Source organism: Acidisphaera rubrifaciens HS-AP3 (assembly GCF_000964365.1).
In the GTDB taxonomy this organism is placed as follows: domain Bacteria; phylum Pseudomonadota; class Alphaproteobacteria; order Acetobacterales; family Acetobacteraceae; genus Acidisphaera; species Acidisphaera rubrifaciens.
Genome location: NZ_BANB01000071.1, coordinates 1 through 10,049, shown reverse-complemented (window position 1 = coordinate 10,049; position 10,049 = coordinate 1). Strand labels below are relative to the sequence as shown.

General features: G+C 71.8%; 9 protein-coding genes. All 9 read left to right on the top strand.

Annotated features, from left to right (window positions below; translation table 11 throughout):
• Positions 1-1,156, top strand: a 1,156-nt coding sequence (locus tag B8460_RS02435; protein ID WP_048859979.1) for a Mur ligase family protein, incomplete at its 5' end; no start/stop codon positions are given.
• Positions 1,156-2,277: an FtsW/RodA/SpoVE family cell cycle protein gene (locus tag B8460_RS02430; protein ID WP_048859978.1), complete on the top strand. Its 1,122-nt coding sequence runs from the start codon at positions 1,156-1,158 to the stop codon at positions 2,275-2,277. The genes B8460_RS02435 and B8460_RS02430, both read left to right, overlap by 1 nt.
• Positions 2,274-3,368, top strand: a complete 1,095-nt coding sequence (murG, locus tag B8460_RS02425) for an undecaprenyldiphospho-muramoylpentapeptide beta-N-acetylglucosaminyltransferase (RefSeq protein WP_048859977.1) — start codon at positions 2,274-2,276, stop codon at positions 3,366-3,368. The genes B8460_RS02430 and murG overlap by 4 nt, the downstream gene beginning before the upstream one ends.
• On the top strand, positions 3,365-4,795 hold the full coding sequence (gene murC, locus B8460_RS02420; RefSeq protein WP_048859976.1) for a UDP-N-acetylmuramate--L-alanine ligase: 1,431 nt from the start codon (positions 3,365-3,367) through the stop codon (positions 4,793-4,795). The genes murG and murC overlap by 4 nt, the downstream gene beginning before the upstream one ends.
• Positions 4,792-5,730: a UDP-N-acetylmuramate dehydrogenase gene (gene murB / locus B8460_RS02415; RefSeq protein ID WP_048859981.1), complete on the top strand. Its 939-nt coding sequence runs from the start codon at positions 4,792-4,794 to the stop codon at positions 5,728-5,730. Before murC ends, murB begins: the two co-directional genes overlap by 4 nt.
• Positions 5,727-6,647 carry a D-alanine--D-alanine ligase gene (locus B8460_RS02410; RefSeq protein WP_048859975.1) on the top strand — a complete coding sequence of 307 codons (921 nt, stop codon included), beginning with the start codon at positions 5,727-5,729 and terminating at the stop codon, positions 6,645-6,647. Before murB ends, B8460_RS02410 begins: the two co-directional genes overlap by 4 nt.
• Complete coding sequence (locus B8460_RS02405; RefSeq protein WP_084623148.1) at positions 6,635-7,552, top strand: cell division protein FtsQ/DivIB; 918 nt, start codon at positions 6,635-6,637, stop codon at positions 7,550-7,552. The genes B8460_RS02410 and B8460_RS02405 overlap by 13 nt, the downstream gene beginning before the upstream one ends.
• Positions 7,553-7,589: 37 nt before the next feature.
• Positions 7,590-8,900 carry a cell division protein FtsA gene (gene ftsA, locus B8460_RS02400; protein WP_048859974.1) on the top strand — a complete coding sequence of 437 codons (1,311 nt, stop codon included), beginning with the start codon at positions 7,590-7,592 and terminating at the stop codon, positions 8,898-8,900.
• 121 nt (positions 8,901-9,021) lie between these two features.
• Positions 9,022-10,049 (top strand): cell division protein FtsZ (gene ftsZ / locus B8460_RS02395; protein WP_048859973.1); only part of this gene is annotated, 1,028 nt, incomplete at its 3' end.

The following is a 10,049-nucleotide window of genomic DNA, read 5'->3' as shown; positions in this document are numbered from 1 at the left end:
GGCCGCCGCCGCCGCGGGGTTCAGGCTGCGCGATCACGGCGCCCTGCCCTTCGCCGCCGAGGCGCTGGTGCTCTCGCCGGGCATCCCGCACCGCCTGCCCGCCCCGCACCCGGCGGCGCAGCGGGCGGCCGAAGCGGGCGCGCCGATCCTGTCCGATGCCGAGCTGCTGTTTCAGGCGGTGCGGGCAGCCGGATCACGCGCGCGCTTCGCCGGCATCACTGGCACCAACGGCAAGAGCACCACCACCGCGCTGCTTGCCCACATGCTGGCCGGCGCCGGCGTGCCGGTCGCTTCCGGCGGCAATCTGGGCACGGCGGCCCTGGCCCTGCCATTGCTTGGCGACGACGGCGTGTATGTGCTGGAGATGTCGTCCTACATGTTGGAGCGACTCGCGACCCTGCGGTTCGGTGCCGCCGCGATGCTGAATATCAGCCCGGACCATCTCGACCGTCACGGCGATATGGCGGGCTACCTGGCCGCCAAGATGGCGATCTTCGACCGGCAGACGGGCGACGATGTCGCGGTCCTCGGCGCCGGCCTGCCGGCCACCGGTCTCGCGGCCGCGGTCGTCCGGTTCGACGCCGAACGCCCGCTCGACGACGCGCCCGGGCTGCCCGGACTGCACAACGCGCTGAATGCCGCCGCCGCCACCGCGATGGGGCGTGCCCTCGGCCTCGACGAGGCGGCGATCGGCCGCGGCATCGCAACCTTTCCCGGCCTGCCGCACCGGCAGCAGCGCGTGGGTGCGTGGCGGGGCGTTGCCTTCATCAACGACAGCAAGGCGACCAACGCGGACGCGGCCGAGCGCGCGATGCTGTGCTATGACCGGTTCGCCTGGATCGCCGGCGGCATCGCCAAGGCGGGCGGGATCGAGAGCCTCGCGCCGCTGTTCGGGCGGATCGCGCATGCCTATCTGATCGGCCGCGACGCGCCGCTGTTCGCCGCGACGCTTGCCGCAAACGGCGTCGCGCACACGGTATGCGGCACGTTGGAGGCTGCCGTGCCGCTCGCCGCGCGGGCCGGCGCGCCGGTGGTGCTGCTGTCGCCAGCCTGCGCGAGCTTCGATCAGTTCAGCGGGTTCGAGGCACGCGGCGACCGGTTCGCAGCACTTGTCCGCGCCCTCGGCCCCGCGTCCGCAAGCGAGGAGGCCGCCTGATGCCGACATTGTCGCGCGCCGACAATTCCGTCCTAGGCCGCTGGTGGTGGACCGTCGACCGCTGGACGCTGTTCGCGATCGCGACGCTGATCGGCTTCGGCTACGTGATGATGCTGGCCGCCTCGCCGGCGGTCGCCGAACGCATCGGGCAGTCGCGCGATCTGTTCATTCTCAAACAGGTGCTGTTCCTCGCGGTCGCCGGCGCGATCGTGGTCGGGGTTTCGCTGATGACGCCGCGCGATATCCGCCGGCTGGCGTTGATCGGCGGCATCATCGCGCTGCTGCTGACCGCCGCCACCATGGTGATCGGCGTGGAGATCAAGGGCGCGCGGCGCTGGATCGCCCTGCCCGGCTTCGCCATCCAGCCGAGCGAGTTCCTCAAGCCCTGCTTCGCCGTGGTGGCGGCGTGGCTGATCAGCGAAAGCCGGCGCAGCCCGCGCTTTCCGGGCACGACGATCGCGATCGGCATCTATGCGCTGATCCTACTGCTGCTGAAGTCGCAGCCCGATATCGGCATGCTCGCGGTCGTCACCGCCGTGTTTTTCGCGCAGCTCTATGTCAACGGGTTGAACCTGTTCCTTGTCGGCATGGGGCTGCTCAGCTTCTGCGGCGCGGGATTCGCGGCCTATACGCTGTTTCCGCATGTGCGCTCGCGCGTCGAACGCTTCCTCGACCCCGCCGTCGGCGATCACTACCAGGTCACCACCGCGCTGGAGGCGTTCGGCAACGGCGGTCTGCTTGGCCGCGGACCCGGCGAGGGGCATGTCAAGGACATCCTGCCGGACGCGCATGCGGATTTCGTCTATGCGGTGGCGGGCGAGGAGTTCGGCATGATCGTCTGCGTCATCATCCTCGCGGTGTTCGCGTTCATCGTCATACGCGGGCTGCTGCGCCTGCTGGCCGAACAGGACCTGTTCGTCGTGCTGGCGGCGACCGGCCTCATCGCCGGGTTCGGGCTGCAGGCCTTCGTCAATATGGCAAGCACGCTGCACCTGATCCCGACCAAGGGCATGACGTTGCCGTTCATCTCCTATGGCGGTTCGTCGGTGATGGCGATCGCGATGGGCATGGGGATGCTGCTCGCGCTGACGCGCCGGCGCCATCACGGAGACCGCACATGAGGGCGCCGCATTTGCGCCCGGTGGTCATCGCGGCCGGCGGTACGGGCGGGCATTTCTTCCCGGCGGCGGCGCTGTCGGCGGCGCTCGCCGCGCGCGGCTACCGGGTCGTGCTGATGACGGATGCCCGCACCGGCGCGCGCGAGTCGCAGATCGCCCAGGGTGCGTTCGAGGATCGGATCGTGCTGCGCGGCGCGGGGATCGCCGGGCGCGGGCGCCTGCGGGCGCTCGGCGCGATCGTGGCCCTCGGTCTCGGCACCGTCACGGCGCGGCGGGCGCTGGGGCGGCTCAACGCCGCCTGCGTCATCGGCTTCGGCGGCTACCCGGCGGTGCCGCCGGTGCTCGCGGCGCACAGCCTCGGCCTGCCCTGCGTGCTGCACGAACAGAATGCGGTGCTCGGCCGTGCGAACCGCTTCCTCGCGCGGCGCGCGTCGGCGCTGGCGCTGAGCTTCGCGGACACCGCGCGGGTGCCGGACGGCATGCGGACCGTGGTGACCGGCAATCCGGTGCGCCCGTCCGTGGTGCGCGCCGCCTATGTCGCGCCGTCCGATGTGCTGCGGGTGCTCGTGCTCGGCGGTTCGCTCGGGGCGCGCGTGCTGAGCGACGTCGTGCCGGCGGCCCTCGCGGGCGTCACGCTGCCGGCCGGCATGGACCTGCACGTCACGCAGCAATGCCGCGCGGAGGATATGGCGCGCGTCGAGACGATGTATGCGGCATGCGGCATCGACTGCACGCTGGCGAGCTTCTTCGACGACGTCCCGGCGCGGCTGGCGGCGGCGCATCTGGTGATCGCGCGGGCCGGCGCCTCGACCGTGGCGGAGCTGGCGGTCGTCGGCCGCCCGGCGGTGCTGATCCCGCTGCCGGGGGCGATCGACGATCACCAGCGCGCCAACGCCAGCCAACTGGGGGCCATCTGCCTGTCCGAGCCCGTGACGCCCGATCGCCTGCGTGCCTGCGTCCAGGAGCTGATCGACCGGCCGGATGCGCTCGCGACGCTCGCCGCCGCGGTCGGCCGCACCGGATCTCCCGACGCCGCCGAACGCCTCGCCGACCTCGTCGAGGCGACGCTGCCCGTCACGGGCGCGCCGGCATGAGGGCGCTTCCCCTCAGCATCGGGCCGATCCATTTCTGCGGCATCGGCGGCATCGGCATGTCCGGCATCGCGGAGGTGCTGCACAATCTCGGCTACCGGGTGCAGGGCAGCGACATCGCCGACAGCGCCAACGTGCGCCGGCTGCGCGAGGCCGGCATTCCCGTCGCCATCGGCCATGACGCGGCCAATCTCGGCGAGGCGCAGGTCGTGGTCGTGTCCTCCGCCGTCCGGCGCGACAATCCCGAAGTGCTCGCCGCGCGGCAGCGTCTGGTGCCCGTCGTCCGCCGCGCCGAGATGCTGGCCGAGCTGATGCGCCTGAAATGGGCGGTTGCCGTTGGGGGCACGCACGGCAAGACCACCACGACCAGCCTGATCGCCGCGGTGCTGGAGGCGGCACATCTCGATCCCACCGTGATCAACGGCGGCATCATCAACGCCTATGGCACCAACACGCGCCTCGGCGCCGGCGACTGGATGGTGGTGGAGGCGGACGAGAGCGACGGCAGCTTCCTGCGTCTGCCGGCGGTGATCGCCGTCGTCACCAACATGGACCCCGAGCACCTCGATCACTGGGGCACGGCCGAGGCGATGGTCGCGGGCTATGATCAGTTCGTCGCCAACGTGCCGTTCTACGGTTTCGCGGTGCTGTGCATCGACCATCCGGCGGTGCAGCAGATGATCCCGCGCCTGTCGGACCACCGCATCGTCACCTATGGCTTCTCGCCGCAGGCGGACGTGCGGGCCGACCGGATGACCGCCGACAAGCTCGGCTGCACGTTCGAGGTCACGGTCACCGATCGCGCGCGCGGGCGCAGCCGCAAGACCATGCCGTTCCGCCTGCCGATGCTCGGGCAGCACAACGTGCAAAATGCTCTCGCCGCCATCGCCGTCGGCATCGAGATGGATATCGACGACGAGACGCTGCGCAGCGCCTTCCTCGGCTTCCGCGGCGTCAAGCGACGCTTTACCAAGACGGGCGAGGCCGGCGGCATCACGGTGATCGACGATTACGGCCATCACCCGGTCGAGATCGCGGCCGTGCTGAAGGCCGCGCGCCAGGGCGGCGCCCGCGACGTGATCGCGGTGGTGCAGCCGCACCGCTACAGCCGGCTCGCCTCGCTGTTCAGCGAGTTCAGCACCTGCATGAACGACGCCGGCACGGTGATCGTCGCCGACGTATACGGCGCGGGCGAGGCACCGATCCCCGGCATCAGCCGCGACGCGCTGGTCGATGCCCTGCGCGCGGCGGGCCATCGCAGCGTCGTGCCGCTGCCCGGCCCGGCGCATCTGGCCGAGATGATCTATGCCATCGCCAAGCCCGGCGACTATGTCGTCTGCCTCGGCGCCGGCAACATCACGCAATGGGCGGCGGCGCTGCCGGCGGAGCTGGCGGAGCTGCAGGCGCCCGGCGGGCGGCGCGCCCGATGATGGCGGCGGCGCGCATCATCCCCGACGCCACGCCCCTGCCGCCGCTGCGCGGACGGGTGCAGGCCGACGCCCCGCTCGCGCCGCTGACGTGGTTTCGCGTCGGCGGCCCGGCGGAGGCGCTGATCCGCCCCGCGGATGCCGAGGATCTCGCGCGCTTCCTCGCGGCGCTGCCGCACACCACGCCGGTGCGCGTGATCGGCGCCGCGTCGAACCTGATCGTGCGCGACGGCGGCCTGCCCGGCGTCGTCATCCGACTCGGCGCGTCCTTCGGCCGCGTGGCCGTGGACGGCGACGGCCTGATCGTGGGCGCCGCCGCACGCGACGCGACGGTCGCCGAACACGCCGCCGCCGCCGGCCTCGCCGGGCTGGAGTTCCTGTGCGGCATCCCCGGGACGATCGGGGGCGCCGTCGCGATGAACGCCGGCGCCTATGGCGGCGACATCGCGCAGGTATTGGACTGGGTGGACCTCGTCGCGCGTGGCGGCGACGTCGTGCGGATGGAGGCGGCGTCCCTCGCCTTCGCCTATCGTCACGCGCATCTGCCGCCGGGTGCCGTGGTGCTGCGCGCCCGGCTGCGCGGTCGTCCCGGCGATCCCGCCGCGATCGCGGCGCGCATGGCCGAGATACGCGCGGCGCGCGAGGCGACGCAGCCGGTACGGGCCCGCACCGGCGGCTCCACGTTCCGCAATCCGCCGGACATGAAGGCGTGGGAGCTGATCGACGGCGCCGGCTGCCGCGGCCTGCGCCGGGGCGGCGCCAAGGTCAGCGAGAAGCATTGCAACTTCCTGCTCAACGTCGCCGGCGCGACGGCTTCCGACCTCGAAAGCCTCGGCGAGGAGGTGCGCCGGCGCGTGCACGCGGCGAGCGGCGTCGCGCTGGAATGGGAAATCCACCGCATCGGCATCCCCGCCGGACGGCCGGAGATCGTGTCGTGACGCGGGTGGCCGTGCTCTACGGCGGCCCGTCGGCGGAGCGCGAGGTGAGCCTCGCCTCCGGCGCGCAGGTCATCGCGGCGCTGCGCGAGGCGGGCTATGCGGTGCAGCCGGTCGAGGTCGGCCGCGACATCGCCGCCGTCATCGCCGCGCTGACGCCGGCGCCGGACGTGGTGTTCAACGCCCTGCACGGCCGCTACGGCGAGGACGGGGCGATGCAGGGCGTGCTCGACTGGCTGGGCATTCCCTATACCCATTCCGGCCTGCGCGCCTCGGCCGTGGCGATGGACAAGCAGGCGGCGAAAGCGGCGTTCCTGCAGGCCGGCCTGCCGGTCGCGGCGGGCATGCTGGTGCCGGTCGCCGACCTTCTGCACGCTGACCCGATGCCGCCGCCCTATGTCGTCAAGCCGCTCAACGAGGGCAGCTCCGTCGGCGTGTCGATCGTGCGCGGCGGCGACAACCGCCGCACGGACATCGCGCGCGAATGGTCCTGGGGGCCGGACGCGCTGGTGGAGGCCTACATCCCGGGCCGCGAGCTGACGGTCGGCGTGCTCGGCGACCGCGCGCTCGCGGTGACGGAAATCGTGGCGCAGGCGAACACGTTCTACGACTACGCGTCGAAATACGCGGCCGGCGGTTCGCGCCATGTCGTCCCCGCCGCGATCCATCCCGACATCACCGAACAGGCGATGCGGCTCGCCGTCGCCGCTCATCGGGCGCTCGGCTGCCGTGGCGCGACGCGCGCCGATTTCCGCTACGACGACACCGGCGGCGAACCCGGACGGCTGGTGCTGCTGGAGGTCAATACGCAGCCCGGCATGACGCGCACCTCGCTGCTGCCCGAACAGGCCGCGCTGCGCGGCATGGATTTCCCAGCGCTCTGCGCCTGGATGGTGGAGGACGCACGATGCCGCGCGTAGTGCGTCAGCCGCGCAATTCGGTGAATGACCGGCCCGGCCGGCTGAAGCTGCTGCTGCGCCGCCAGCGGCGTGTGCTGCGCCGCTTCGTCTGGGTCCTGGTGCTGCTGCCGGTGCTCGGAGCCGGCGCGCTCGCGCTGCGCACGGCGAACGGTCAGGGCACGCTCGTCACGCTGCGCGAACGCCTCGGCGCCGCGACCGCGACGCTCGGCATGCGTGTGACCGACATCCGCGTCGAGGGCCGCGCCAACACGCCCGAGCCGCTGCTGCGCGCCGCGATCGGCGTGTCGAAGGGCGATCCCACGCTCGGCTTCTCCGTCGCCGCCGCGCGGGCGCGCATCGAAAGTCTCGCCTGGGTGGAGAGCGCGACCGTCGAGCGGCGACTGCCCGGCACCATCGTGGTGCAACTGGTCGAGCGGCGGCCCTATGCGATCTGGCAACATAACGGGCGTTTCGTGCTGGTCGACCGGAACGGGCAGATCGTCGCGGACGAGGATGTGGGCCATTTCCGCAACCTGCCGCTGATCGTCGGCGCGGGCGCGCCGGACGGAGCGGCCGTGCTGCTCGACGCGCTGCGCGACCGTCCGTCGATCCAGTCGCACGTCGTCGCGGCGGTGCGCATCGGCCAGCGCCGGTGGAACCTGCGGCTGAAGAACGGCGCCGACGTGATGCTGCCCGAGGGACACGAGGCCGCGGCGCTCGATCGCCTCGTGATGCTGGAGCGCGACCACGCCCTTCTGGATCGGCCGCTGCAATACGTGGACATGCGGCTGCCGGACCGTCTTGTCGTCCATCCCGCCGCCGCGGCATCCGACGTGAAGCCCGCGTCCGAACACGGCGACACCGACAAGGCGGCGAGCGGCAAGCCGGATGGGGCGAAGCCCGACTCGGCGCGCAGGCCCACATGATGGCCCGGCCCGCCCCCTTCTGGCACGGAGAGCACGCGTGAACGACATGTCTCGCCGTTTCCTGCCGCCATCCCTCGACCCCGAGGAGCCGCAGCGCAGCCGCGGCGCGCGCCACGGCCTGTTCGGCGTGCTCGACATCGGCACCACCAAGATCGCCTGCCTCATTGGCCGGACCGAGACCGACGGCACGCTGCGCGTCGTGGGCTTCGGCTGGCAGCGCGGGCGCGGCGTGCGCGGCGGCTCCATCACCGATCTCGAGGAAGCGGAGCGGGCGATCCGCGCCTGCGTCGGACAGGCGGAGGACATGGCGGACACGCGGCTGCGCAACGTCATCGTCAACCTCACCTGCGGCCAGCCGGAAAGCCGGCTGTTCAACGTCCAGTGGCCGGTGACGCAGGGCGGCGCCGGACGCGCGGTGGACGATGCCGATATCCGCCGCGTCTGCCAGGAGGGGCGCAGCCGCGCCGCCGTCGACGGGCGCGAGATCATCCACTCGATCCCGCTGACCTTCTCGGTGGACGACACCACCGGCATCGCCGACCCCCGCGGCCTGCACTGCACGACGCTGACCGCGCGGCTGCATGTGATCGACGCGGCGACCACCGCGCTGCGGTCGCTCGGCGCCTGCATCGCGCGTTGCGACCTCGACATCGCGGAGCTGGTCTCGGCGCCGATGGCGGCGGGGCTCGCGACCCTCGTCGCCGACGAACGCGAACTCGGCGCGACGGTGATCGACATGGGCGGCGGGACGACCGGCATGGCCGTGTTCGCCGAAAACCAGCTGATGCACACCGCCCAGCTGCCGATCGGCGGCGCGCATGTGACGAATGATCTGGCGCGCATCCTGTCCACCCCCGTCGCGCATGCCGAACGGCTGAAGACGCTGTTCGGCAACGTCGAGGGCTCGCCCGACGACGAGCGCGAACTGCTGCCGGTGCCGCTGGTGGGCGAGGAAGACCATCAGATGGCCAAGGTGCCGCGCAGCATGATCGTCAACATCATCCGGCCGCGACTCGAGGAGACGTTCGAGATGGTCCGCGACCGTCTCGACAGCTCCGGCCTCGCGCGCGCGGCGGGCAGCCGCGTCGTGCTGACGGGCGGCGCCTGTCAGCTCTCGGGCGCGCGGGAGATGGCCGCGCGCATCCTGAACCGACAGGTGCGCCTGGGCCGTCCGCACGGCCTGCGCGGCTTGCCGGACAGCGCGTCCGGCCCCGCCTTCGCCACCGCCGCCGGCCTGCTCGCCTGGGCGACCGGCGAAGGCCAGACGATGCAGGATATCGACATGGGCGCCGAACGCCCGCCGGGCCTGCTGCGTCGCATCGTGGATTTTTTGCGGGATCGCATGTGATGGCACAGGCGATTCATCCCGCCGCGTCTCAAGCCGGCGCTTTCCACGAATCGGAAAGCGTCACGACACTGCCGGCCCAGCCCCCGGCAGCCCCTTTCATCGCGCACAGGGAAGCGTCCCGATGACCCTCAATCTGACGATCCCGCAGCAGATGCACACCGATTTCTCTCCGAGGATCACGGTGATCGGCGTCGGCGGCGGCGGCACCAACGCGGTCGACAACATGATCGCCCTCAATCTGCAGGGCGTCGATTTCGTCGTCGCCAACACCGACGCGCAGCAGCTGATGAACAGCCGGGCCGACCGGCGCATCCAGCTCGGCCCGCACATCACCCAGGGCCTCGGTGCCGGCGCGAAGCCGGAGATCGGCCGCGCCGCCGCCGAGGAGGCGGCGGACGAGCTGTACCGCCACCTCGATGGTGTCCACATGGTGTTCATCACCGCCGGCATGGGCGGCGGCACCGGCACCGGGGCGGCCCCCGTGATCGCCCGCATGGCGCGCGAGCGCAACGTGCTGACGGTCGGCGTCGTCACCAAGCCCTTCGCCTTCGAGGGCACGCGCCGCGCCCGCGCCGCCGAACAGGGCATCGAGGAGCTGCAGCACTACGTCGACACGCTGATCGTCATCCCCAACCAGAACCTCTTCCGCGTCGCCAACGAGCGCACGACGTGGAAGGAGGCGTTCAAGATGGCCGATCACGTCCTGTACATGGGCGTGCGCGGCGTCACCGACCTGATGATGGCGCCCGGCGAGGTGAACCTCGACTTCGCCGACATCCGCACGATCATGGCGGAGATGGGCAAGGCGATGATGGGCACCGGCGAGGCCGAGGGCGACGGCCGTGCCATCCGCGCCGCCGAGGCGGCGATCAGCAACCCGCTGCTGGAAGACACCAACATCTCCGGTGCCCGCGGCCTGCTGATCAACATCACGGGCGGCGACGACATGACGCTGTTCGAGGTGAACGAGGCCGCCGACCGCATCCGCGAGGAGGTGGACGACGAGGCGAACATCATCTTCGGCTCCGCAACCGACGAGGCGCTGCGCGGCAAGATGCGCGTCTCGGTCGTCGCGACCGGCATCGACACGCCGGCGGCCGACGCGATGCGCCCCCGGCTCGTGGCGGTGGGCGGCGGCGCCCCGGTTCC

Bases quoted from the DNA above. Each gene is read 5' to 3' on its own strand.
- B8460_RS02430 (WP_048859978.1), top strand. From the start codon at position 1,156: ATGCCGACATTGTCGCGCGCCGACAATTCCGTCCTAGGCCGCTGGTGG.
- murG (WP_048859977.1), top strand. From the start codon at position 2,274: ATGAGGGCGCCGCATTTGCGCCCGGTGGTCATCGCGGCCGGCGGTACG.
- murC (WP_048859976.1), top strand. From the start codon at position 3,365: ATGAGGGCGCTTCCCCTCAGCATCGGGCCGATCCATTTCTGCGGCATC.
- murB (WP_048859981.1), top strand. From the start codon at position 4,792: ATGATGGCGGCGGCGCGCATCATCCCCGACGCCACGCCCCTGCCGCCG.
- B8460_RS02405 (WP_084623148.1), top strand. From the start codon at position 6,635: ATGCCGCGCGTAGTGCGTCAGCCGCGCAATTCGGTGAATGACCGGCCC.